Below are 25,792 nucleotides of genomic sequence, written 5' to 3'. Positions count from 1 at the left end.
TGTTCTATAGGCAATAAAAAAAACCGCCGAAGCGATTCTTTCCAAATAATTAATACCAACCAGTTGCTTGTGAATGTGCCCAAGCATTTTCAGCACTACCGTAACGTGCGTTAATATAAGACTTCATAGCATTTAATTGGTCATTATAGTCAGTAGAGTTACCACCATATTGTGCACGTGCTTGTGGTGATAATTGACCGATACCGAAGTATTGACCATTTGATGCGTTTACATTACCACTTGATTCTTTATTAATCAAGGCATCCAATGCAGCAGATGTTGAGCCAGCAGCTGGTTGTTGTGCCGGTGCAGCTGGTTGTGCTGGAGCTTGTACAACAGGAGCTACAGGTGCTTGTACAGCTGGGGCTTGTGCTACTGGTGAAGTAGGTGTCACTTGAGCTGCAGGAGCTTGTGCTGCTGGGGCTTGTGCCACTGGGGCTTTTTCAGTAAATAGTAAGCGTTGTCCTACAAAAATTACATCAACGTCACTAATGTTGTTATTTGTAGCAATATCGTCAACAGAAATTTTGAATTCTTGGGACAACTTGTTTAATGTATCGCCTGACTTAACAACATAGTCCGCTGGTGTATTATTTGTTGTATCTGCACTAACGTTTGAAGCACCAAATGCAAATGCACCGGCAACTCCAGCAGCTAATGTTAATGACTTTTTAAAACTAAACATGTATTTTCTACCTCATAGATTGATTTAAGTTCTCTTTACGTTATGTAGAATAGTTTATGCTCTGAATATAATAGCCAAACATCGAGATGATGTCAATTACATTACGGTCTGTTATTTAATAAACATTGTGTATAAATTTGTTTATTATTTGATGTAAAATTGTAAATTTGGTAGATTTCTCATTTTATATTCCACGTTATCCTACCTTAATTCTTACTCAATCCGGTAATAAAAAAATATTTTGTTGGCTTTTACATGGCTCTTAAGAATAAAAAACTGTAAAAATTCTCCCATAATACCTAGCTTTTGCCAAATATTGGTGTCATCTTACCTATTTACTGTAACTGACGTTGCGCTCAACATAAAAAGCCGAATGAATAATTCATTCGGCTTTAACTATAAAGTATCTACTAAATTAGTGGATATTTGTTTCTGTTGATCATTTACCTTGTCTAATTGCAGCAACATGAATACGATTAACTGCACGCATCAAAGCAACGCGAGCACGTTTCAATTCCGCATCATTATTATCGTTTTGTGCATGAGCAATACGTGCTTCCGCACGTTCCTTTGCACTCTCCGCACGGGTTAAGTCAATCGTACCTGATGTCTCAGCACTATCGGCCACCACCGTTAATACATCATTAGAAAATTCAGCGATACCACCATTAACAGCCAAAGTATCAGTTTGACCATTCTTTTTGACAAACAATTCATTAATTGTCAATGCAGCTAACAATGGGACATGCTTACGCATAATACCGATCTGGCCACCCTGTGTATTCACAATGGCTAGTTCAACATTATTTTCATTATATACTTCGCCAGCAGGTGTCACAATTTGTATCGTGATACCTGTTGAGGCTACTGTAGCTGTTTCATCTGCCATTTTATCAATACCCCCTTATTGGGCCATTGTCTTGGCTTTTTCGACGACTTGTTCAATAGCACCAACATTTCGGAAAGCATCTTCAGGCAAGTCATCATACTTACCACCCAAGATGTCGTTGAATGAACGTACAGTTTCAGCAACTGGCACGTATTCTCCATTAATTCCTGTAAACGTTTCAGCAACTGAGAATGGTTGTGACAAGAAGAATTGAATACGACGGGCACGGTTAACCGTTGTCTTTTCTTCATCTGACAATTCATCCATACCCAAAATTGAAATAATATCTTGCAATTCACGGTAGCGTTGCAATGTACGTTGCACTTCAGTAGCAACTTCGTAGTGTTCTTGACCGACAATTTGTGGGTCCAAAGCAGAAGAAGTCGAAGCCAAAGGATCAACCGCTGGGTAAATACCTTGCTGAGTCAATGAACGCTCCAAGTTAGTAGTTGCATCCAAGTGCGCAAATGTTGTGGCAGGTGCCGGATCAGTATAATCATCGGCTGGCACATAAACGGCTTGAATTGAAGTAACAGAACCCTTCTTAGTTGAAGTGATTCGTTCTTGCAATTGTCCCATTTCTGTTGCCAATGTTGGTTGATAACCAACAGCTGATGGAATACGTCCCAACAAAGCTGATACTTCAGAACCAGCTTGAGTGAAACGGAAAATGTTATCAATAAACAATAACACATCCTTACCCTCATCATCACGGAAGTTTTCAGCCATTGTCAAACCTGTCAAAGCAACACGCATACGTGCACCAGGTGGTTCGTTCATTTGACCATAAACCATGGCTGTTTGTTTCAAAACGCCTGATTCTTCCATTTCATGGTACATATCGTTACCTTCACGGGTACGTTCCCCGACACCAGTAAAGACAGAAATACCATTGTGCCCTTGGGCGATATTGTGAATCAATTCTTGAATTAGAACGGTTTTACCAACACCGGCACCACCGAACAAACCAATTTTTCCACCACGGACATAAGGTGCAAGTAAATCAATAACTTTAATACCTGTTTCCAAAATTTCCGTAGAACTTGCTAATTCATCATACTTAGGTGCTTCACGGTGAATAGAGTGTCGTGGTGTTTCGGCACTAATGTCACCGTTATTATCCACTGGTTCCCCTAACACATTGAAAACGCGACCCAATGTAGCCTCTCCAACTGGTACTGTAATTGCATCGCCAGTATCAGTTACTGACATACCACGTTGGAGTCCATCCGTTGAGTCCATGGCTATTGTCCGGACTACGCCGTTTCCCAATGCCAATGAAACTTCAACTGTCAATGTCTGGCCTTCGCCCTTATCGATTTTAAGCGCATTATTGATATCAGGTACTTTTTGACCTGCTTCAAACGCAATATCGACGACCGGACCAATCACTTGTACGACTTTTCCAGTACTCATTGTCGTTTTCCTTTCAGTTTAGAGCGTTAGCAACGATATCATGATATTAAAACGTGTCCATAAATTCGAGTGACAATCATTTGAATATCATGCGTTAAAAACGCATTTCTGCTCAAAAGCAGTTCATCTTAATATAGTTGATACGTCTACTCTTGTATTATTTTGTACCAACGATAGTTTTTAGGACTATCATTGACATCCTGATTATTCAAGAGCAGCCATACCACCTGTAATTTCCGTAATTTCGGTCGTAATTGCTGCCTGACGTGCACGGTTGAACTGCAATTCCAAGCGACCAATAAGGTCTTTGGCGTTGTCTGTAGCCCCCTTCATCGCTGTCGATGAGGCTGCATGTTCAGCCGTTTTTGCGTCAAGAACCGCTTCATACACTAAACTTTGTGCAAATTGTGGCAATACAACATTCAAAACAGCAGTTGTATCTGGTTCAATTTCATACGTACTTTGAATGTTTAATTCTGCTTTTTCAGCTTCAGTACCACCCATGGCATCCAATGTATCACCAGTCAATGGCAATAATTGCACATCACGATATTCACTAGTCAAACGGTTTACAAAGTGATTATATACCACATGAAGGGCATCGAACACTTCACTTTCATATAAACTTGTCACTGTTTTAACAACTGAACGAATTTCGTTAAATGATGGTACATCGGAGACACCGCGGTGCTCAAAAATAACTTCAAAGCCACGCTTTTTATAGAAATCGGCACCATTTCCACCAACAGCAAGAATACTCGTGTTAGTGGTATCCAAATTCAATCGTTCCATTAAAAGATTCGTTTGCTTAATTACATTAGCATTATATGAACCAACTAATCCACGATCTGATGTGACAACTAAGATACCAGTCTTTTGAATTGGACGCTGTGCAATCAATGGAATGTGTTTAGCATCTGCATTATCAAAAAGATGAGCAGAAACCAGATGTTCCACAACTGCTTCTAAGCGAGCAGCATAAGACTGATAGCCTTTGCTATAACGTTGAATTTGACTCAACTTAGCCGTTGAGACCATTTGCATGGCACTCGTAATTTGACGCGTCTTTTTAGTGGATGAAATACGACGCTGAATATCTTGCAAAGAAGCCATTGCAGCGTCCTCCTATTATTCCGCTGTCGAACCAGCAAATCCAGCCTTAAAGGCTTCGATTGCTGAGTTCAAGGCAGCTTCTTCAGGCAAATTTTTTGTCTCCACAATTGTCTTGAACAAGTCATTTGCATTGGCATCAACATACGAAATTAATTCGTCTTGGAAACGTTGAATATCTTCAACCGCAACATCATCAATGTAGCCATGTGTCAAAGCATATAATACAACAACTTGTTGTTGTACTGGCATTGGCTTGTGCAATGGCTGCTTCAAAATTTCAACTGTACGACGACCTCGAGCTAACTTAGCTTGAGTTGCAGAATCCAAATCTGAACCAAACTGTGCAAAGCTTTCCAATTCACGGAATGAAGCCAAATCTAAACGAAGTGTGCCGGCAACTTTTTTCATTGCCTTAATTTGCGCATCACCACCAACACGTGAAACAGATGTTCCAGCATCAATAGCAGGACGAACACCAGCATAGAATTGATCAGCATCCAAGAAAACTTGACCATCGGTAATAGAAATAACGTTGGTTGGGATATATGCTGAAACATCACCAGCTTGTGTTTCAATAAATGGTAGTGCAGTCATTGATCCACCACCTAGTTCATCTGATAGCTTAGCTGCACGTTCTAACAAACGTGAATGTAAGTAAAAGACATCACCAGGGTAGGCTTCACGTCCTGGCGGACGACGAAGAATCAATGAGAGCTCACGATAAGCTGTGGCTTGTTTTGACAAATCATCATAAACAATCAACACATGTTTACCGTTATACATGAATTCTTCACCCATGGCAGCACCAACATAAGGTGCCAAATACAACATTGGCGCTGGTTCCGAAGGTCCAGCATTAACAACAATTGTATAATCCATTGCGCCGAGTTGGCGTAAAGTTTCAACCTGTGTACGCACAGTTGAATCTTTTTGACCAATAGCAACATAGATAACAATCATATTTTGATCTTTTTGGTTCAAAATTGTATCGATTGCCAAAGACGTCTTACCTGTCTTACGGTCTCCGATAATCAATTCACGTTGTCCACGTCCAATTGGAACGAGGGCATCGATTGCTTTAATACCTGTTTGCAACGGTTCGAAAACAGACTTACGTTGCATCACACCAGGTGCTTTAACTTCGACAGGACGTGTCTTGTCTGTTTTGATTTCACCCAATCCATCAATTGGTTGACCCAAAGAGTTAACAACGCGTCCAATTAATTGTTCGCCGACCGGCACTTCCATAATGCGGCCAGTACGCTTAACTGTATCACCTTCGCGAATATCATCAAAACCACCAAGAATGATGATTCCAACTTCGCTTGAGTTGAGGTTTTGAGCCATACCGAATGTGCCATTGGCAAATTCGAGCAATTCACCAGCCATAGCATTTGCTAGACCAGTTGCGCGGGCCACACCATCACCAATATAGGTAACAGTTCCTACTTCTTCTACAGTTAGCGTTGTGTCGAACTTTTCGAGCTGTTGCTTAATTAAAGCAGAAATTTCTTCAGCTTGAATAGCCATTATTCTTCCTCACTAACCTAATAATTGTGCCTTCATTTTGGCAATTTTTGTTTGTAAGCTACCATCGATCAGCGTTGATTTTGATTTCAAAATTACACCACCAAGTATGCTTTCATCTACAACATTTTTCAAATTTACATGTTTTGCACCTGTCTTTGCGGCGAAAACAACTGATAATTTGTTCAAACGTTCATCATCTAGTGCAACAGCAGTGATTGCCGTAACATCTACAATCCCATTTGCTTCATTATACTGGTCATTGAAAGCATCAACAACCTGAGACAAAATGTTTAAACGCTTGTTATAGGCCAGTAACTTTACCAAGTTTTGAATTGATTCTGTTGCGCCTTTGGTCAACGTTTGTAACAAATTGTCACGTGAAGCCTCATCAAGATCTTTAGACGTTACAATCTCAATGTAATTCGGATTATCCTTTAAAACATCTTGTAATGCTTTTAGATTTGACCTTACTTCTTCAATGTTATCTCGTTCACTAGATAATTCAAAAATCGCTTTAGCGTACTGGTCAGCTATATCTTTAAGATTTTTTGCCATCCCAATACTCCTTATTTAGTTTCTAAATCTGAAATGTAAGCATCAATCAATGCTTGTTGATCATTTAACGATAGTTCCTTTTGCATAAGCTTTGAAGCGATTGCCACTGATAACGCTGCGACATCGTTTTTTGCGTTAAAAATAGCATCTTCCTTGAGCTTTTGAGCATCAGTTTGTGCCTGTTGATTAATTAAAGTAGCACGATCTGAAGCAGTAGCAATTAATGAATCACTTTGCTTTTGTGCGCTTGCTTTTGCATCAGCTACTACTTTTGTCGCTTGTTGACGTGTAACAGTCAATTCACTTTGACGTTGCAATGCTAATTTCTCAGCTTCTTGACGCGCAGCTTCAGCATCATCAATGTCTGCAGAAATTTTATCTGCACGTTCATCAAGAACTTTTGTCACTGGCTCATAAGCCACTCTCTTCAAAATAACCATCAACACGAGGAATGAAATGATAATGAACAGCATATTACCCAGTGGTATTTTGTTTGCTGCTAAGGTTGTTAAACCAAACATGATTTTCCTCCACTATATACTTGTGATTATCTACCCATCAACATGAAGGCGAAGACAATTGACAAAATTGGCATAACTTCAACCAATGCGACACCCAAGAACATTCGTGACAATAGTCGGCTCTCAAGTTCAGGTTGACGACTCATACCTGCCAAGAATTGCGAAATTAATACACCGTTTCCAATACCACCACCAATAGCGGCTCCAGCGGCTGCAAGGCCGGCTGCGATTACACCAAGATTGTGTAAATCCATGAGATTACTCCTTATTATTAGAGTGCACAGTAACATGTATTTCCTATCATGTATTTAAACCAAGTAACACACGTTACCGTACACATTTCCATTTTGATTAGATGAAACGCTCCCGCGTAATTAGCAAACCAACTCGTGTCATAACTTGATTATTACTAGTCAAATTGTGGCACAAATCTCATTTACTTAGACCTGTTACTCCTCACCTGACAACTGAGCAATAAATACACCTGTCAAAATAACGAACACGTAGGCTTGTATCCCACCGATAAAGAGTGAAAAGCCTTGCCAGACCATTTCAATCGGCAATGCTAGCACTGACCAAAAACCATTAAAATGGCCTGGCCATGCTAAGCTTTTAGCAACGAGTGTTAGTACCATCTCCCCAGCGAAAATATTACTAAACAGACGCAGTGATAACGTTAAGAAGTTAGCTAACTGCTCAATGATGTTTAAAGGCAACATCCAAGTATAAGGTGTCAGTAACATATTATTAAGGTATCCCTTTAATCCAAGTTTCTGTACACCCATACCATGTGCAACTACCAAAGACATAATAGCCAACGTCATTGGCACAATTGGCGTAGCAGTTGGTGATTTAATATAGGTCACACCATTACCACCTTGCAATTGCAACAACAACCCAATTTCGTTTGATACAACAATGAAGAAAAACAATGTAAATGCATACAAACCAAATTGGCGTGCTTGTTTCTTTGGTAACTGCCCATTGACAACCCCATTAGTGAAATCAAGTAAGTATTCGATCATGTTTTGTCGCTTACCTGGTTTTAATTTGAGGTTTCTTGTCAGCACAACTGATACAATCACAACGATTGCCATAGCCAGCAACGTTGAAAGTATTGTACCCCAATCAAACGTGAGGCCCAGGAACTCAAACGGTGCCGTAGGTTCATCCATGCGCTCTCTCCTTTCTTAATAAATTTGGCGAAATGGTCGTAAACGGCTACTCGTCATAACATATAAACCTATAATACGCTTTTCAAAATGAAATACAACCATTTTATGGCACTTTTTCACAAAGAAATGGTCTCTTCTGATTCAGAGACCTAATAAGTTAGTTTTTTAAGGTTAATTATTAAAATATGTTTGAATTTTAATTATTTATATCTTGTTAAAATTTTTGATTATTTCGTCCATATCTGCGGTTTTTTTGGGTTTTTTCACAAAATATTATACTTATTTAATAAAAGTGTTTGTGATGTTTTTCAATATCAACTTGCCCTCGCATTTTTTAAAATACTACTTTACAATGTGACATATTGTGATAAAACAAACAAAAATCCGGCAAATTTGCCGGATTTCTTACATTTCTTTTTCACTTGCTGCTATTTTTGGTAAAATCAAGTTCAAAACGATACCTAATAACGTTGCAATGGCAACACCTGAAAAATTAACTTGTGCGCCTAATTGCAAATGAAAATCACCAATACCAACAACTAAAATTGGCGCCGCAATCATCAAATTACGTTTCTTACTGTAATCTATCTTGTTATCAACAATGACTTGTAAGCCAGCCGCAGCAATGACACCATACAACATAAAGCCAACACCACCAGTTACAGCTCCTGGAATAGTTGAAATAAGTGCTGATAGTTTACCTACAAAACTAAAGATAACAGCAAAGAATGCTGCACCACCGATAACCCATACGGAATAGACACGACTAAGTTGCATGACACCAATATTTTCGCCATATGATGTCACAGCAGGTCCACCAACCAAACCAGCAACAACAGAAGCCGTACCATCACCCGTTAATGTCCGTTTCAATCCTGGATTAGCAAAGAAATCATGACCCGTAATTTTGGATAATACCATTAAATGACCTAAGTGTTCTGATAACGTAACCAAGGCTAATGGTGCCATACTTAAAATGGCTGCAGGATACAACTTGAAGCCATCTTTGCCAATGAAAGTTTCAAAGTCAGGTAGCTGGAACCAGTGCGCTGTGGCGATTGGCGATAAATCAACCAATCCAAATAACAATGCAACGATATACCCAAAAATAATACCGAGTAGCACAGGTAACAGACCTAAAAATCCCTTTAAGAACATATTAAAGGCAATTGTTGCTAACAATGTTATAAGTGCGACAACAAAGATTTTCCAATCATATTGACCATTAACTGTTGTCGCTGAACTGGCAGCCGAACCCGCTAAGCTTAAGCCAATCACCATAATAATGGGACCAACAACTTCTGCTGGGAAAATAGTATCAATCCAACCTGTGCCTGTGAATGTAATAATGAACGCCACAATAAGATAAACCACACCAACAGAGATAATTCCCTGTGCGACAGCAGGATACCCAATTGTTTTCATAAGCGATGCCATTGGGATAATAAATGCAAAACTTGATCCCATGTAGGCCGGTACTTTACCATGTGTAATAAGTAAATGCAACAAAGTACCCACACCCGAAGTGAACAAGGCCACACCTGGATTCAATCCCACCAATAATGGCACCAGCACAGTCGCACCAAACATCGAAAATAGGTGTTGCAGTGATAATCCTAACCAAGTAAAAAACGGTGGTTTATCATGTAAATCATAAATTGCATTGTTTGTTTTTGTTGCCATGACGATGTTGCGCAAGTTCTAATAAAAACCTGCGTCTCCTCCTAAAATACTTAAATGGTGTTCTGACTAAATCTCAAACATTTTAAGTATAAACTAAAAACCTAACATAGTGTTCGACCATGTTAGGTTCTATAGTTTATTTAATTATTATTTGCGCTGCAAACGCAAAGTTGATACCGAAATTTCTACATCCATTTATCAGCTCGCTTCTTACCAATTCGTCATTTTGCTCATTATTCATTGGTGTCCAGACATATAATGTCTGCTTGTTCGTACATTTTTTACAATAGACGAATCTTCGTGATACCAGTTAATCATTCAAATCACTTATCAATGTTATTCTTTTAAGAATGCTGTTTTTATTAACTAGTGTCTACAAGATGATAGCACATGAAGTTTCAATTTCTGTCGAATTATTTTGCGTCATTCATGGCCTCCTTCATTTGTTGACTTTATTATATCATTATTTGTAAGCGCTTACAATGTGTTTTAAAATTAAAATAGATTATTCATCTATTTCAATTTTAAAACACATTGTTTATTCAATTACGACTTACATTTTTTCTTCTAATACAACATCTGGATACTTGTCATGGAACCAGTTCATGGCAAATCGGTTTTCAAATAAGAAAACTGGTTGGTCATAGCGGTCTTTTACTAATAAGTTACGACTCGATGCCATTTTTTCATCTAATTGATCAGGAGAAATCCAACGTGCAACTTTTGATCCGATTTGTTCAAACTGTATTTCAACATTGTATTCATTTTCCATACGGAACTGAAATACTTCAAATTGTAGTTGACCAACAGCACCAATAATATAGTCACTACCCTGCCACGATTTGTAAAGTTGAATGGTTCCTTCTTGCACAAGTTGTTGAATGCCCTTATGATACGATTTTTGTTTCATCACATCTTTGGCAATCACACGATTAAACAATTCGGGTGTAAAGGTTGGTAAATCTGGGAATTGCACTGATTTTTTACCAGCATAAATCGTATCACCAATTTGGAAATTACCAGTATCATACACACCGATAATATCACCCGGCACCGCAGTTTGAACGTTTTCACGTTCTTCCGCCATAAATTGTGTAACATTAGATAATTTTAATTTTTTGCTGTTTCTTTGTAATATGACATCCATACCACGATCGAATTCACCAGACACAATACGTACAAAAGCTATGCGATCACGATGACGAGGATCCATATTTGCTTGAATTTTGAACACAAAACCAGTAAATTGTGTGCGATCTGGTGTCACAATTTCACCACCGACAGCAGTAATTGGGGCTGGAGCTGGGGCATACTTTAAGTATTCCCGTAAGAATTCTGTCACACCAAAGTTGACCAGTGCTGAACCAAAAAATACTGGCGTGAGCTTTCCATGTGCAATTGCTTCTTCATCAAAAGCATTTCCCGCATCACGTAATAGTTCGATTTCATCCATCGTTTCTTCAACAACTTCAGGATGAGAAACAGCATTTTTGAAAGGTACCAAAGTATCTTGTTGTAAATCATAGATGCCTTGCAAAATTTGTCCGGAACCAACTGGCCAATTCATTGGATAGGCCTGAATCCCCAAGATGGTTTCTAATTCATCCATTAAATCCAATGGTGGTCGTGCATCACGATCAATTTTATTGAATAAGGTGAATACTGGTATACCACGTTGGGCAACAATCTCAAATAATTTCTTTGTTTGTGGTTCAATACCCTTAGCGGCATCTACAACCATAACAACTGAATCAACAGCCATCAAAGTACGGTAGGTATCTTCTGAAAAATCCTCATGCCCTGGTGTGTCTAGGATATTAATTCGTTTGCCATCGTAATCAAATTGCAAGACCGATGATGTAACGGAAATACCTCGTTGTTGTTCAATTGCCATCCAATCAGAGGAAGCAAGCTTGTGTGATCCACGACCTTTGACTGTTCCCGCCTCACGAATGACACCCCCATGAAGCAATAATTGTTCTGTTAAGGTTGTTTTACCCGCATCCGGATGAGAAATAATAGCGAATGTTCTGCGATTTTTTAATTGTTCTTGAAAGTTTTCCATAACCTCTAGTTTACCTGATATAGCAGTGTTTCACAACAATACGATGTATCATTTTTCGACATGAACAGATAACACATCACGATCCGAAATATCTTGTATATCACGATGATTATTAGGATAACGTTCATGTATAACAGCTAAATCAGCAGCACTAACCACAATTGGTTCGGAAAGCACTATCCAGATAACCTTAGGACCTAAGGGAGGTGTCGTCAGTGAACCAACATAGCGATAATATGAGTGCTTCTCAGGCAACCAATCAGCGATTAATTTTGCATCTATTGGTTTTGTAAATATTTCTTGAATATGTGTATCAATAGACTTATCTGTAACATCTCCAAGTACTGCCAAAACTAAAATACGTTCCCCTTGTCGATAAACAAAATGAATTTCTAAATCATGTCTCACACCATCTATAACATGTTCAGCGCCATCGTGAAAATGAATACGTTCTAGATCCCAGGTTTCTCCAGAAATCTTTAACTCACCAGTGACCAAAAATTGTTCTCCAACAACACGATCATCATACACTGTCTGTCCATCAAAGGTCAGTGCTAAATCCGACTCTTTTGTTGACTGTGTCGTTGTAGTATTGATGGCGATGGGTGATTGCAATGGCGTATCGTCAGATTGACGCCAAGAATCCTGTTGACTGTAATCTAAATGCTGCATCGTAAGCCTCCAAAATATTTATCTTATATTGTATCAAATTTAGACCCGAACATTACCGAATTAAATAAAACTCATCCCTTTGCTCGGCGTTATCCTGTATAATAAAATTAAGATTAATAAGGAAAAGTGACTAACATGCAACTTGTAACTGCTATTGAAATGCAAAAGATTGACGACTATACCATTGAAACGATTGGTATGCCGCAAGATGTGCTCATTGAACGAGCGGCTTTGTCGGTAATTGATGTCATTGGCGCTGGTAATTTTAATCTAGATAATGTTTTAGTATTGGCCGGACTGGGTCATAACGGCGCCGACGGTGTGGCGATTGCGCGATTGCTATATGCACAAGGGATTAACGTCTCATTACAATTTGTAGGCAACATCAGCCGAGCTAAGGATAGCGTGTTACGCCAGCTTCACATTATTGAAAATTACGGTCTAACACGCTCAGAAAAAAGCGACTTTAACGAGGCAACTTTAATCATTGATGCTATTTTTGGCGTTGGTTTAAATAATGTTTTACCAGAAGGTTTACAGAAAATGATTAAAGCAGCCAATCATATTGAAAAACCCGTTATCGCAGTTGATATACCAACTGGTGTTGATGCTACAACTGGTGATGTGCGTGGCGCTGCTCTAAAGGCTCACACCACTGTTACATTTGGCTATAATAAATTAGGATTAACACAGCATACTGGTGGCTATTTATCTGGTCACGTTGTTACTAAAGACATTGGTTTACTATTACCACCTGACTTTGAGTTCTCATTGACATAATATAACAACTTAGTTAACTGACGATTTCTCATATTCAAAACTATTATTAGCGACGCTGGCGGCACTAATTCGACTCAAGAACTCCTTTAATCGTGGTGATTTTGGATGATCAAAAAATTCAGCGGGCTCATTTTGTTCAACCACTAATCCGCGATCCATGAAAACAACTTTATCTGCCACATCTCTGGCAAATGCCATTTCATGAGTGACTACAATCATTGTTTTTCCTTCATCAGCTAGTTGCTTAATGACTTGTAGAACATCGGCCACAAGTTCAGGGTCTAATGCACTTGTTGGTTCATCGAGTAAGATAATTTCTGGGTTAAGTGCTGCCGCACGGGCAATTCCAACACGCTGTGCTTGTCCACCTGATAATTGACTTGGAAAATGGTCTGAAAATTCTAATAGTCCAACCTTTTTTAAAGCTTCTTGTGCTATTTGCTTAGCCTCTGCTTTAGGTATCTTATGACCAATAACCAATCCTTCTTCCACATTTTGTAATGCTGTTTTATTAGCAAACAGGTTGAAATTTTGAAAAACAAAACCCATTTTTTGACGAAGTTGCTTAATATCATTGGCAGTTGCAGATTGAATATCTATTTTTTGATCATCAAATATAATATTTCCGGAATCACCAGGTGTCAAGAATGCTAATCCACGTAAAAATGTTGTTTTACCTGAACCAGATGGTCCAAGTAATGCAACCACATCCCCTTTTTCAATTGTCATATCTATGCCTTTTAACACCTCGTGTTGATGGTATTTTTTTTTGAAATTTTTAACTGTTAACATATCAAACCCCTTATCATTATCACGCTGTACGCTTCAATTTGTGACGACCTAAGTAACGCTCCAAGAACTTAAATATAACCTGTAGAATTGCACCTAGAATAAAATAAATGACAAAAATATCAATATATGCTTCTGTGTAATTATAGGTATACGATGCGGCAGTTTTCGCCACAGCCGTTATCTCTGGAACAGCCATCATAAAGGCAAGCGAAGTACCCTTTAAAATATTCAATGTTAAATTACCTATGTTAGGTATTGCCGAGACCAGCGCTTGCGGTATAATAATGCGACGATAAATCTGTGTTGGTGATAAACCGACCATTAAAGCAGCCTCTTTTTGTCCAGGATCAATTGTTAGAATAGCTGACCGGAACACTTCAGACAAATTAGCAATGGCAATCAACGCAAACACAATAATCGCGTAAATGACAGGATTAATGTCAAAGACTTTGATACCTAAATGAAAGTGCTTGTTAATGATGACATTTAGAAAACTAGGTAATGTACTATAAAATAATAAGATAAGTAACACCATCGGTGTCGCGCGAATGAGTGATGTATACGCCACAGCCAATGGATATAACACTTTAATTTTTCTAATTTTAATCCAAGCAAGACCAAAACCAAGCGGTAATCCGAGCAACAATGCTGCGCCAGTAATTAATATTGTTAAGGGGATGCCACTAATAGATAACCAAAATGTATGAATTAAAAAAGTCGTATTCATGCAGTTACCCCCGATTGTGTCGTGTCTACAGCACGGCTTTTACTCAAATACTTCTCTAAATATTTTGTTCCTTGCTCAACAATGATAAAAATAACCCAATAAACAACAGCTAATGCCAAATAAGTTTCCAAGGAATGGTGTCCAAAATTCCTAGCAATTAAATTATTACCAGCTCCCATCATATCAACTAACCCAATCACATAAGCCAGTGCTGCATCCTTAATTAACGCTGCAACCGTGTTGGCAAAATTAGGTAATGCAACAACAATAGTTTGCGGTAACGTAATACGATAAAATGCTTGCCATTCTGATAACCCAGCCATGAGGGCTGCTTCACGCTGCCCCGTGTTAACCGTTAAATAGGCCGCTTTGAAAACTTCTGCTAAATTAGAAGCAAATAGTAATGACAAGGCAATGACAACAAACACTGATTTTTGCCAACCATTAACATTAATATTTAGAAATAGTAACAGCAGTTTAGGGAAACCATAAAATACTAAAAAAAGTAGCACAATAGGTGGCGTTGAACGTAGAACAAAAACATAACTTTGTGTCACTGTACGCCAAAATAATGATCGGCTAATTCCTCCAGCTGCTAAAAAGCTCCCCAACAGCGAACTGAAAATAATAGATAAAATGATAATTAGTAACGTTATTGGCAAGTAAGGTAATATTTCACCAAACACTGACAAAAAAAATTCAAAACTAAATGGTGGCATTTTTACTCCCTCTTGTTGGTTATAGGTTATTTATCACCTACAAAGTCCCAAACATTTTCTTTAAAGTACTTTTGAGACAACTTTGACAGTGTGCCATTTTTTTGTAACTTCTTAATGGCTTGATCGTATTCTTTAGCAAAGTGGCTATTATCCTTGTTGTTGCGACTGATTATTGGATATGTTTTGATACCCTTATATGGTGTGTATGCTAACTTATCTGCGGCACTATGATAAGCACCATCACTCTTTTCAACAGAGTTTTGATAATTAACCTTCACGTCGAAATATGCATCATAACGGCCTTCTAATACCCAGTTGTAAGCATCCCCAGATTTAAACTGATCTGCTGCTTTTAAATCAATTTGTTCATTTTTGTGTGCTTTATTCCAGTCTTGAATAACTGAATATTGACCATTTTGTGGTGAAATTGGCACTAACTTGCCTGACTTCTTGGCAAAATCAGCAAATGTTTTATAATTATCTGCCTTTCTATAAGTGATACCAATAATTGAGGCGCCAACAGCTTGCTTTGGTAAGATGTATTTTTCAGAACGTTCTTTCGTCCACCAAGCACCTTTAACACCAACATCATATTTACCTGAATCCAAACCGACTAATAAATCTTCATCGGATGTTGGATTATACTTAAATTTGTAATCGGGTAGTAACTTGTCAACAGCCTTTAAGACATCTACTTCATATCCCTTTGATACACCATTTTCAACGTAATCGTATGGTACATAGTCTTGCGTATGCGCAACATTGATTGTTCTAACTTTACGATCGGCTGTTTTTGATTTATTACTGTCCGCGTTGAGTTGGCGTATGGTTAGTCCACCACCAATAATAACTACTGCAACAACTGAACCAATAATTGTACTTCTCTTGCTTACCATATAAACTTCTCCTCATCTACTGTAAGTTATTTTTAACTCACATATCCCAAGCTCTCTATTAAATATATTTTTATGACACTAATGACACACGATGGACTGCATCAATAGCCCACTTCAAATGATCAACTGGTGTATCACGTGGTACAGTGCAATCAGCACCAATAATGACACGTTCTAAGTCTAGATCTGACAGTAATGTATCGACTTCTTTTTCTATCTCTTCTTTTGTCCCTTGGTATAAAACGTCTTGCGTTGTATTCCCAAAACCACCCAAGACGACTTTACCTTGAAAAATTTCTTGACCTTCTTTTAAACTCACGTTTTCAAATTTAACAGCCCAATTAACAATTGGTAAATCATAATCCTTGAACCACTCTAAATGATTACTTGTATGACTGAAACCACATACATGCAAAATGCTGATGTCACTCACTTCATTAATTGCTGCAATGACAGATAAATCAATGCCTTTTTGAATGGTATCAAATAATTTTTTGTTGTACGCACTATTTTGAAGTTCCTGTGTGCTGTAATATAATCCATCTGCACCGCCAGTTGTCACCACAATCTTAACTTGTTTGATGACACCTTTTGCGATAACTTGTAAAACATGTGTAATTTCTTCTGGATTATTGATGAAAAATTCTGTTAAGCGTTCATCACCTTTGAGTGCATTTTCTGTTTCTGAATCAAATAATGCCCATTTTAAAATGGTAAGTGGTGAAAATATATTATAAAATCCCTTGCGATCGCCAATGACCTTTTTCTGTTCACGAACTAATTGCGCTTGTCTAACTAACCATTCATCATCATCAGAAATTTCTTGAATATGCTTTAAATCATCAATATTTTTAGGATCTGTTACACCCTTTAAAGGTAAATTAAAATACCCGTCGCTCATCAATTTTACAAAATCCGGAGCTAATTCTGAGATATATTGCTCGTGCCCTGAAATATTGATGCCATCAACCTCTGCATGCGTTAACGCGTCAATTGTTTCGTCTTCAGCAAAATGTTGCCAAAAACTCACAGGTATTTGAGTGGTCGAATTTTTTAGTATTTGTTGTGAATTACTCATTTGTTTTATGCCTCTATTCCCTTTTTTACAGCTTGAATCGCCCATGTTAAATGTGCGAGATCAATGTCTCGTGGTACTGTACAATTCGCACCAATTATAATATTATTTTTGCCAGAGTCACGAATTAAATCCGTGACATATTCTTGAATATCTGATTGTGATCCCGTGTATAAAATATCTTTTTTAGTATTACCAAAGCCACCAAGAACAATACGATCTTTAAAAATTTGTTTGCCCTCTTTTAATGAGACACCTTCGATGTCTGTTGACCAATTAACAACTGCTGCTGGATAATCTTTAAACCAGTCTAGTGGATTTCTGGCACCACCATTACCACAAATATGCAAAATATTTGTATCCGCTATGTTGTTGGCAGCCAATAGTACTTGTTGATCTGTTTTGGCGACGAATTGTTCAAAGTCCGTTTCATTCAATCGCTCATCTTGTATCGTTTGCGTACTATAATATATGCCATCCGCACCCGAATTGATAGCTACTTTGACTTGTTTAATCACGTCTGCTGCAATCACTTGCAAGGCGCGTTTAACTTCGTCTCGATCAATCAAAATGGCGTCTGCCAATGCCTCATCAGCATGTGCTTTGTCATGAAGACCATCTGATTGCTTAACTAATGCCCATTTCAATAATGTTGTCGGCGAAAAAATATTGTAAAAGGATAAACGATCCCCAATAACTTGTTTTTGCCTAGCAACCAATTCACCGGTTTTAATTAACCACGGGTGATTATCATCAATTGGTGCCAAGTTTTGGTAAATATTTTTTGGCTGCACATCCCGTTTATGATTAAATTGGTAATGAAACAAACCTTCACTCATTAATTTCACAAAATCAGGTGCCACCGTTTCAACTAAATGTTTTGTCCCCGCAACGTTACGGTCAAGAATTTCAGGATCTTTAAATGCATCTAAGTCAACCCCAGAAGTATCAGAAAAATGATACCAGAAACTAGCCAGTACGCGATTTGTATCTTGAACTGCAAATATGTTATTTAAATGACTCATATAATCTCCTCTTAAATGAACAGTAATGATTTCATCTTTATAACATCACATTCGGCTACAAACTATTCCCAATCCTTTTAGCCATATCAACTTTTGTTTGTTTGGACAATGCATTTAAATTGGTCTCCTTTACATTTATACAACAAAAAATCCCGCAGCTTTAGTTACTAAAGCTGCGGGACGAAGTTATCGTGTTACCACCCGTTTTCTGTTATCTATTGCTAGTTAACACTTACTAAGTACGGAAAAAAACCTAATTTTTTCGATACTCTGACACTGTAACGGGTGTACCCGAATATGATTTACTATCGCTAGCTCACCATATTGTTAACTCCAAGACCATTTTCCAAATTGCCATGATACTAACTTTCACCAAACATTAGCTCTCTATACAATCATTTTCAAATGTACTTATCTTTTCATCGTTATATGATAGAGTAATTATATACTACTCATTTTTTGATGTCAATACCTTTATTTTAATAATAAAAACATTATAAAAAAAGTACAAATAACTATTTGTACTTTTTCTTTCTACTATTAAGCTACTGTGATAACACCTAAAATACCTAGAATCAGGAATATGATACCAACAGCAATCCGATACCATCCAAATATTTTGAAATCGTTATTTTGAATATAGCGCATCATGATTTTAATCGCAAACCAAGCAACAATCCAAGAAGTCACAAAGCCAAAAAACATCACTAAGCTTTGCATACCTGTAAATCGACCACCTTTTAGCAAGAAATTACCAACCTTCAGTATCGTCACACCAAACATGACTGGAATGGATAGAAAGAAAGAAAATTCTGCTGCAACAAATCTTGAAGCGCCTAGAATGATAGCGCCTAGAATTGTCGCCCCCGAACGAGACGTTCCTGGAACAAGTGACAAAACCTGAAATAATCCAATGAAAAAGGCCAACTTGAAACTAATTTTATTGATATCCGTTACTTTGGGAGCAATACCCTTTTGTCGATTTTCGATTACAATGAACAAAATACCATAAAGTATCAGCATTGCCGACACAACCCAAAGATTTAAGAGATGTGCATCCATGAAATCATTCAGCAAAAAGCCAAATATGACGGCAGGAATGACACCTACTACAACTTTAATCCACAAACGCCATGTTTGAAACTGTTCGCGGGCTGTTTTTTTTGGCGAAAACGGATTAAGTTTATGAAAATAAAGTTGGATAACAGCAAAAATCGCACCCAATTGTATTGAATAATCAAAAACTGGTTTAAATGTCTCTGTCCACACATGGCCACCAGGAATACCTAGTAATGCTTCAGATAAGATAATATGTCCAGTAGAGGATACAGGTAGAAACTCGGTAATACCTTCCACAATTCCAATAATAATTGATTTAATAATATCTAGCATGTTATTTATATTGTTAGCAACTCATGCTAACAAATTCCCTTCCAATTAAACTTCTTTTATTCTATACTAAATTACCAAAGCATGCCATAAAACAAGTGTTCGTACTATAATACCAAGGAATAAGTATTGCATTTTCAAAAAGCACATGGTATTATATTATATGTTGTTTACATCAAATAATATATGGACAGCTAGCTCAGTTGGTAGAGCAACGGACTCTTAATCCGTGGGTCCAGGGTTCGAGCCCCTGGCTGTCCACTAGATCAAACCAATAGAAATATTGGTTTTTTTTATACCTTTTATCGTGTTAAAAAACCGAAGCGTTGGCTTCGGTTTTTTGTTTATAAACTTATATATATACTGACAAACATTAGGCCTGCACCAATTAACACAAATATATGCCAGTAGACATGACCCATTGGGATTTTTGGTATGAGATAAAAAATTGTTCCTGCCGAATAGGTGATGCCACCAGCAACTAAAAGCCAAAAGGCAACAGGTGACAAAACACCCCATAAGACTGGCATTGCTAAGACAATTAACCACCCCATCACCATGTAGATAGTAACAGACACCCACGGCCAACGACCGACAAAGAACAAATCATAGGTAAAACCCGCAATAGTCATTGTCAGTATCGCACCCCAAATTGTCCAACCTTGCCAGCCTTTGATAAGCAACCAAGTATACGGCGTGTAACTACCCAAAATCACAAAGTAAATACCCGCATGATCAAAGAATTGAAACAGTTTAGCTGCTCGCGTAAAGACCAAGGAGTGGAAAAGCGTTGAGGCGAGCAAAAAGAAACCAATAGTACTGATATATATTACAATGGCCGTCATTTCCAACGTTGTCACTGGTCGTCTTAAAACGTGAAGCATTAAAGCAATGCCAGCTAACACGGCTAACAAAAATCCGAGTCCATGGGTCACCGCGTTTAAAACTTCATACGTAATTTGGTAACGTTTAGATCGTTGCATTTAGTTGTCCCCGTAAATCAATTTAATGTTAATATTATAACATGATTGGTCACAAGATAGCATCATTTGACAATCGTATTCGTGAGTTAACGCGTCAATACCTCACTCAGAGTCGCTCCATTTTAGACAAGAGTTTCCCAATCACGTGCCCATAAGACACCCATTGCGCCATCACCTGTATGCACACCAATGTAGGCACCAATGACTCCGCGTTCAAACTTAACTGTCGGATAATCATGTTGTAAATCCTTAAGCCACTTATCTCCAAGTTTAGGATCATTGCCATCTACAACAATTGCCCGAACCGGAAAATCAACTTGTGTTAAATATTGGTTAAGTGCTATCTTAATTTCTTTCAACGCACCACTCATTTTACGAGCCTTACCGACTGCACCGATTTTACCTTCATTTTGAATGTCCATTGATAAAATTGGTTTGATGTTAAGTAACCCGCCAACCAAAGCTGCACCACGGGACAAACGGCCGGTACGTTGTAAGTGTGATATATCATTGACAACAAAACGTACATCAAAGGTCTGCTGTAAAGTTTGTAGAGCAGCAATGATGTCATCTAATGTGTGCCCTTTTTCAGCCATAAAGGCTGCCATGACAGCTTGCATGCCCGATCCCATCACGGCAAACTTCGAGTCCCATACACGAACATCAGAGAGATCTTGACATGATTCTGCTACTAGACTTGCTGTCTGGTAGGCACCTGATAATCCAGAAGAAATAGGCACAATCAACGCTTGGTCATATCCAGATGACTTAGCAACATTTAAAGCCTCTTCCCAATCTCCGGGCGCCGGTTGCGATGTTGAAGCTACCATTTTTTTATCCTTCATCATCTTAACTAATTCACCAAGATCATGAATATCCACTGATTCTTTATATACTTCTTCTCCAAAAATAATTGGATCGTTTACTTGAAAAATATGATAACGATTACGAATTGCTGCTGGTATTGCTGAAGCTGAATCACTAATTATTGCTATTTTAGACATTTTATTCTCCTAAACAAACAGATTATTAATAGTCTGTTAATGTTGTTATTTAATTCATCATTACCAGTGCGCTGTCCAACATAAAACACAGCATGCTGCCAATCAATTGTACCATGAGATAAATTAATTGCTTGTAAAATGACTGTTGCGCGCTTTGGACAATCGTTGTACTAAATATGGTAAAACCGACAATCACTCGTTCACTTAGACTTTATCGTTGTTTTTTCATAACTATCATTTTAACAATTTTAAGCATGATGAGCAAAAAATGCTTGGCCCATTGCTTTTTTGTCATATTCATGTGAAAATATGATGATTGATTTTTTAATAGCAATCATTTTGAGAGGATCCCATGTTTTCATATTACATTTTGCCAAGTATTTACGTTTTGTTACTCTTTATCTTTTCGTTGTTCAAACCCGCTCGATTTGAAGTCACAGTATCTGAATTTCAACGTGTCACCATGAAATCAGTTTTACTGGCTGTTTTAGCACTCACATTCACAACAAGCCCCCTCACACAATTCTATGGTTTTTGGTTCAATATCACATTAGTCTTGTCATTAATTCGTGTGGTAATGCGTGTGCGACAGCAGAAAAAATAACATCATTGACTAAAAAGCATTGATTGAAAAATTCAATCAATGCTTTTTAGTCTATTTTTGCGTTATAAATATCATCAAACATGTCACATTAAAACACAACGCAGTGATTAATTATTTTCCGAAAAACTGTGATTTATTAAGTATTGTCTGTAACTGGTTTAAGAAGCCAGCACCTTCAATACACACCAATGCCTCTTCACTTAATTCTTCAACATTTTCTATTTCTACCATATAAATTCTCCTTTCCATTGATTTAACAAATTATACATAATATCAAATAAACCTACAACCGACATGTCTCGTATCTGTTACTGATATTTTATGGTAAACGTTTACTTCTTAGTGTAAAATATTAGTATATTTGGAGGGATTTGTTTTGAATTTAGTAATTTTAATTCACCTTATGTTTGGTCTGGTATTTTTATCAATTATAAAATTCACCGTTTTTTGTGTTATAAGTAAAATACAATGGCATATAGGATATTATTTAGTATTTCTAACAATGACTATGCTCACAGCATATGAACTAGGTGTATGGAGTCACATTATACAAGTAGGCTTATTAGTTATGTTAGGCTTCACGTTTAACCGACGAGCTCAAAGTATTCCCCTTATATACTTTTACGGACTATACGCTGTACTTAGCGTATCAGCTTTTGGCACTATTATTCAATCACTTGGTACAATTTTTTTACCGATAAAATTCCTTTCATATAATACAACAACTATGTACGAAACAATTTTATCGCCAGTCATTATCGCCATTTTACAATATTTCATTATTAAACTAATCTCCCCAAACTTAATAATTATCCGAAAAAATAAATATTTTCAACAAAATAATCAATTTCGATTCGTAAACTTACTTTTATCTATAAGTTTATTATCTTACTTGTTAATCCCACTATTTAAAAATAACGAGTATAAAGCTACTGTTAATATTTTTTTTGCTATTAGTTTAATCTCACTATTAATTTATCTTAAAAACACTACCCAAAACTACTTTAATTTGCAATTAGCAGAACAAAGGCAACAACAATTAAATAACTTAACAGATTACACAACGGAAATTGAAACGCTTTACAAAAACATTAATGGCTTTCGTCACGATTATATCAATTTAATCATTAGCCTGGAAACAAGTATCCAAAAGGGTGATATAAAACAAATTCGCGAAATATATAATAACGTATTAAAAAAATCACCCAATATACTGAATCACGACCACTATTCTCTAGGCGCCTTATCAAACATTACAATCCCTGCTATTAAAAGCCTTTTATCTCATAAAATCATCTATGCTTTGGAAAAAGGCATTCATACCGAAATTGAAATTGAACAACAGTGGACAAGCTGTCACATGGATACACTGGATTATATCCGAATTCTTGGTATTTTACTTGATAATGCTATCGAAGCAAGCGAAAAAAATGTCAACGCATTTATTCATATTGCCGTCATTATCGATTCGGCACAAAAAGAAAATCGCCTCATCATTGAAAATGCCACCACCGAAGAAACAAGCCCTATTCACCAAATTTTTAAGCATCGTGTCACAACAAAAGGAAACGACCATGGCACAGGTCTACACAATGTGCAACAAATTTTAATCGAATACGAACAAGCACATTTAGAAACAGCACATGCCAATCATATATTCAACCAAACATTGGTTACACAAGGATAGTTCTTATGCAAATCAATATTTTAGAAGATGACATTATACAACAACAAAAATTAAAACGCTACTTAGTTGAAATTATGCAAGCAAATAATTGGCCACATCAACAGATCAGTACCTATTCTAGACCAGAACAATTACTAGCTAATTTAACCAGTCGCGGTACACATCACATCTATTTTCTTGATGTTGAACTCAAAGGTTCCGATAGAAAAGGATTCGAGGTTGCCAAGCAAATCAGAGAGCATGATCCGTATGCCATTATTATTTTTGTGACAACACACTCTGAGTTTTTACCACTTACTTTTAAATATCAAGTATCTGCACTAGATTTCATTGCAAAAGACCAAGATGCTAAAAATTTTAAACAACAACTAGAAAATAATTTACAACATATCGTTCAACAGTTCAACGTAGATATGCCACTTGACTTATTCCAATTCAACACACCAAAAGCCAACTTTAAAATACCTTTTAGTGATATTCTGTATTTTGAAACACAACCAGGGACACGACAAATTATACTCGTTGGCATGACTAAACGTATTGAATTTACTGGCCAATTACAAGACATTGCAACCATGGATAACCGTTTATTCCGTAGCCATCGTGCTTATCTTGTCAATATTAATAATATTGAACAGATCGATAAAGTTAGCAATGTCATTATTTTTAAGAATCAATCAACCTGCTTAATCTCACGCCGAAAAGTGAAAGCATTGATAAGTATTTTATAACTAAAAACCGATAACAATGCTACTAATAACGTTGTCATCGGTTTTTGGCTGTGTATATCAACCTAAGCTATACGTTATTATGTTGATTAACCGAACAGCTACAGACAAAAAACAGTTAAAATTATTGATTTAGAAACAAATGGTTGTTTGAAAAAAATGTTTGGTGAATAACTCACTTAAGAAATGATTCGCCACAACCAACTAGTGTTACTATATACAGCAATAAATAATTGTCATTTTTTGTAAAAATCCAATATAAAGCAGTATTGTGATAACAGTCATTCATGTTATTATCAATGCACTAGCAATAAAACCGAGAATGGTTAGAATGGCAACTGCTATAATTAATAAGTTATTAATCATATACCCTCCTTCTGTGGTCATAATTTCAAATACTACTGTTGAAATTAATTGTTATCATTTTTCAGCATATTTAGTAACCCTTTTCTTCCCAGTATGTGTATAAGATAAATAAAATATAAAAAATAGCACTGCTGATAATAATAAAATCAAAGGACATCAAAAATATTTGAAAAGAATATGCAACAACCATACTTGGAAGCATAGCTGCTATCACCATTCCTGCATCTTTGATAGCAATCTTACAAATCACACTTTTTTGCATAACTATTAATTTATCTTTTAATATAAATACTTAATTTGATTGTGCATTATAATTTTTAAAAATAATTTTAACGTTCTTTAAATTTTCCAAGAAACCCACGTAAGATAAAATCAAATACCCAAAATATAATTGTTGCTAGAACGGCCCCTATTAATAATGAGTTACCGCATAAGTGGCTGCTCCCGCTGCCGCACCAACATGTGCACCAACAAACATGCCTCCTGGTATTCCTCTAATAACGCCGCCAAGAGCTCCTGCTCCAATAGCTTTAGCAAGACCTCTGCCAGTCATTACCCCACCAACTATTGTCTCTAATTTTTCAACATTTATTGGTTCAAAATCGCTTATCATAACTTCCATCCTTCGTTCTATCCATCTCACTAGTGCGTTTACAACCAAAGTATAAAAAACTGTCGTTTTTTATCGTTGCGCAACGAATACATTCAATATA

At 37.0% G+C, this 25,792-nt stretch carries 27 protein-coding genes, 1 tRNA gene and 1 other annotated feature; of the genes, 5 read left to right on the top strand and 23 right to left on the bottom strand.

Annotation, left to right across the window (positions count from 1 at the left end; genetic code table 11):
• Positions 1–49: 49 nt before the first annotated feature.
• The 12 genes from K5Q13_RS09065 to K5Q13_RS09010 form a co-directional block, all read right to left on the bottom strand.
• Complete coding sequence (locus tag K5Q13_RS09065) at positions 50–685, bottom strand: LysM peptidoglycan-binding domain-containing protein (protein ID WP_220741371.1); 636 nt, start codon at positions 683–685, stop codon at positions 50–52.
• A 439-nt stretch (positions 686–1,124) separates the two neighbouring features.
• A complete protein-coding gene (locus tag K5Q13_RS09060; RefSeq protein WP_220741370.1) occupies positions 1,125–1,574 on the bottom strand; it encodes a F0F1 ATP synthase subunit epsilon in 450 nt (149 codons plus the stop codon).
• Positions 1,575–1,589: 15 nt separating this feature from the next.
• Positions 1,590–2,990: a F0F1 ATP synthase subunit beta gene (atpD, locus tag K5Q13_RS09055; protein WP_220741369.1), complete on the bottom strand. Its 1,401-nt coding sequence runs from the start codon at positions 2,988–2,990 to the stop codon at positions 1,590–1,592.
• A gap of 204 nt (positions 2,991–3,194) precedes the next feature.
• Positions 3,195–4,103: a F0F1 ATP synthase subunit gamma gene (locus K5Q13_RS09050; RefSeq protein ID WP_220741368.1), complete on the bottom strand. Its 909-nt coding sequence runs from the start codon at positions 4,101–4,103 to the stop codon at positions 3,195–3,197.
• A gap of 15 nt (positions 4,104–4,118) precedes the next feature.
• Positions 4,119–5,633 carry a F0F1 ATP synthase subunit alpha gene (atpA, locus tag K5Q13_RS09045; protein ID WP_220741367.1) on the bottom strand — a complete coding sequence of 505 codons (1,515 nt, stop codon included), beginning with the start codon at positions 5,631–5,633 and terminating at the stop codon, positions 4,119–4,121.
• Positions 5,634–5,645: 12 nt separating this feature from the next.
• On the bottom strand, positions 5,646–6,188 hold the full coding sequence (gene atpH, locus K5Q13_RS09040) for an ATP synthase F1 subunit delta (protein ID WP_220741366.1): 543 nt from the start codon (positions 6,186–6,188) through the stop codon (positions 5,646–5,648).
• An 11-nt stretch (positions 6,189–6,199) separates the two neighbouring features.
• Positions 6,200–6,709: a F0F1 ATP synthase subunit B gene (atpF, locus tag K5Q13_RS09035; RefSeq protein WP_220741365.1), complete on the bottom strand. Its 510-nt coding sequence runs from the start codon at positions 6,707–6,709 to the stop codon at positions 6,200–6,202.
• A gap of 26 nt (positions 6,710–6,735) precedes the next feature.
• On the bottom strand, positions 6,736–6,963 hold the full coding sequence (gene atpE / locus K5Q13_RS09030) for a F0F1 ATP synthase subunit C (protein WP_220741364.1): 228 nt from the start codon (positions 6,961–6,963) through the stop codon (positions 6,736–6,738).
• A gap of 195 nt (positions 6,964–7,158) precedes the next feature.
• A complete protein-coding gene (atpB, locus tag K5Q13_RS09025) occupies positions 7,159–7,884 on the bottom strand; it encodes a F0F1 ATP synthase subunit A (protein WP_220741363.1) in 726 nt (241 codons plus the stop codon).
• 405 nt (positions 7,885–8,289) lie between these two features.
• Complete coding sequence (locus K5Q13_RS09020; RefSeq protein WP_220741362.1) at positions 8,290–9,567, bottom strand: uracil-xanthine permease family protein; 1,278 nt, start codon at positions 9,565–9,567, stop codon at positions 8,290–8,292.
• Positions 9,568–10,120: 553 nt separating this feature from the next.
• Complete coding sequence (locus K5Q13_RS09015; RefSeq protein ID WP_220741361.1) at positions 10,121–11,632, bottom strand: peptide chain release factor 3; 1,512 nt, start codon at positions 11,630–11,632, stop codon at positions 10,121–10,123.
• Between the two features lie 48 nt (positions 11,633–11,680).
• Positions 11,681–12,304, bottom strand: a complete 624-nt coding sequence (locus tag K5Q13_RS09010) for a carbonic anhydrase family protein (RefSeq protein WP_220741360.1) — start codon at positions 12,302–12,304, stop codon at positions 11,681–11,683.
• A 135-nt stretch (positions 12,305–12,439) separates the two neighbouring features.
• Between K5Q13_RS09010 and K5Q13_RS09005 the strand changes: the two genes are divergently transcribed.
• Positions 12,440–13,084, top strand: coding sequence for an NAD(P)H-hydrate epimerase (locus K5Q13_RS09005; protein WP_220741359.1), 645 nt, complete (start codon positions 12,440–12,442; stop codon positions 13,082–13,084).
• A gap of 9 nt (positions 13,085–13,093) precedes the next feature.
• On the opposite strand, the gene K5Q13_RS09000 is transcribed toward K5Q13_RS09005, so the two are convergent.
• The 7 genes from K5Q13_RS09000 to K5Q13_RS08970 all read right to left on the bottom strand — a co-directional run bounded on the left by K5Q13_RS09000 (position 13,094) and on the right by K5Q13_RS08970 (position 19,710).
• Complete coding sequence (locus K5Q13_RS09000) at positions 13,094–13,876, bottom strand: amino acid ABC transporter ATP-binding protein (protein WP_220741358.1); 783 nt, start codon at positions 13,874–13,876, stop codon at positions 13,094–13,096.
• Positions 13,877–13,895: 19 nt separating this feature from the next.
• Positions 13,896–14,603, bottom strand: coding sequence for an amino acid ABC transporter permease (locus K5Q13_RS08995; protein ID WP_220741357.1), 708 nt, complete (start codon positions 14,601–14,603; stop codon positions 13,896–13,898).
• The gene (locus K5Q13_RS08990) at positions 14,600–15,322 is read right to left on the bottom strand and encodes an amino acid ABC transporter permease (RefSeq protein WP_220741356.1); all 723 of its coding nucleotides are present in this window, start codon (positions 15,320–15,322) and stop codon (positions 14,600–14,602) included. The genes K5Q13_RS08995 and K5Q13_RS08990 overlap by 4 nt, the downstream gene beginning before the upstream one ends.
• Positions 15,323–15,348: 26 nt before the next feature.
• Positions 15,349–16,218 carry a transporter substrate-binding domain-containing protein gene (locus K5Q13_RS08985; RefSeq protein ID WP_220741355.1) on the bottom strand — a complete coding sequence of 290 codons (870 nt, stop codon included), beginning with the start codon at positions 16,216–16,218 and terminating at the stop codon, positions 15,349–15,351.
• Between the two features lie 70 nt (positions 16,219–16,288).
• Positions 16,289–17,296, bottom strand: a complete 1,008-nt coding sequence (locus K5Q13_RS08980) for a uroporphyrinogen decarboxylase family protein (RefSeq protein ID WP_220741354.1) — start codon at positions 17,294–17,296, stop codon at positions 16,289–16,291.
• Positions 17,297–17,301: 5 nt separating this feature from the next.
• Positions 17,302–18,318 (bottom strand): uroporphyrinogen decarboxylase family protein, encoded by a 1,017-nt coding sequence (locus K5Q13_RS08975; protein ID WP_220741353.1) that lies wholly within the window; start codon positions 18,316–18,318, stop codon positions 17,302–17,304.
• Positions 18,319–18,491: 173 nt separating this feature from the next.
• Positions 18,492–18,750 (bottom strand) — a binding site (T-box leader).
• A gap of 108 nt (positions 18,751–18,858) precedes the next feature.
• A complete protein-coding gene (locus K5Q13_RS08970) occupies positions 18,859–19,710 on the bottom strand; it encodes an undecaprenyl-diphosphate phosphatase (RefSeq protein ID WP_220741352.1) in 852 nt (283 codons plus the stop codon).
• 185 nt (positions 19,711–19,895) lie between these two features.
• Between K5Q13_RS08970 and K5Q13_RS08965 the strand changes: the two genes are divergently transcribed.
• Positions 19,896–19,968 (top strand) — tRNA-Lys (locus tag K5Q13_RS08965).
• 83 nt (positions 19,969–20,051) lie between these two features.
• Here the strand turns inward: K5Q13_RS08965 and trhA are convergent.
• Together trhA and K5Q13_RS08955 are read right to left on the bottom strand one after the other, a co-directional pair.
• Complete coding sequence (gene trhA, locus K5Q13_RS08960; RefSeq protein ID WP_220741351.1) at positions 20,052–20,690, bottom strand: PAQR family membrane homeostasis protein TrhA; 639 nt, start codon at positions 20,688–20,690, stop codon at positions 20,052–20,054.
• 122 nt (positions 20,691–20,812) lie between these two features.
• Positions 20,813–21,694 (bottom strand): DegV family protein, encoded by an 882-nt coding sequence (locus K5Q13_RS08955; RefSeq protein WP_220741350.1) that lies wholly within the window; start codon positions 21,692–21,694, stop codon positions 20,813–20,815.
• Positions 21,695–22,046: 352 nt separating this feature from the next.
• Here K5Q13_RS08955 and K5Q13_RS08950 point away from each other — a divergent pair, with 352 nt between their 5' ends.
• The 3 genes from K5Q13_RS08950 to K5Q13_RS08940 all read left to right on the top strand — a co-directional run bounded on the left by K5Q13_RS08950 (position 22,047) and on the right by K5Q13_RS08940 (position 24,716).
• Positions 22,047–22,298 (top strand): hypothetical protein, encoded by a 252-nt coding sequence (locus K5Q13_RS08950; RefSeq protein WP_220741349.1) that lies wholly within the window; start codon positions 22,047–22,049, stop codon positions 22,296–22,298.
• 502 nt (positions 22,299–22,800) lie between these two features.
• Positions 22,801–23,985 carry a sensor histidine kinase gene (locus K5Q13_RS08945; RefSeq protein WP_246574243.1) on the top strand — a complete coding sequence of 395 codons (1,185 nt, stop codon included), beginning with the start codon at positions 22,801–22,803 and terminating at the stop codon, positions 23,983–23,985.
• 5 nt (positions 23,986–23,990) lie between these two features.
• Positions 23,991–24,716 carry a response regulator transcription factor gene (locus K5Q13_RS08940; protein ID WP_220741347.1) on the top strand — a complete coding sequence of 242 codons (726 nt, stop codon included), beginning with the start codon at positions 23,991–23,993 and terminating at the stop codon, positions 24,714–24,716.
• A gap of 433 nt (positions 24,717–25,149) precedes the next feature.
• Here K5Q13_RS08940 and K5Q13_RS08935 read toward each other — a convergent pair whose 3' ends face one another.
• Entirely contained in the window at positions 25,150–25,341 is a 192-nt protein-coding gene (locus K5Q13_RS08935) for a hypothetical protein (RefSeq protein WP_246574239.1), read from the bottom strand.
• A gap of 150 nt (positions 25,342–25,491) precedes the next feature.
• Complete coding sequence (locus tag K5Q13_RS08930) at positions 25,492–25,692, bottom strand: Blp family class II bacteriocin (protein ID WP_246574236.1); 201 nt, start codon at positions 25,690–25,692, stop codon at positions 25,492–25,494.
• Positions 25,693–25,792: the final 100 nt, after the last annotated feature.

The organism is Leuconostoc miyukkimchii, assembly GCF_019656055.1.
Lineage (GTDB): Bacteria > Bacillota > Bacilli > Lactobacillales > Lactobacillaceae > Leuconostoc > Leuconostoc miyukkimchii.
Note: the sequence above shows the minus strand (reverse complement) of the source record. Positions and strands in the feature narration are given on the sequence as shown.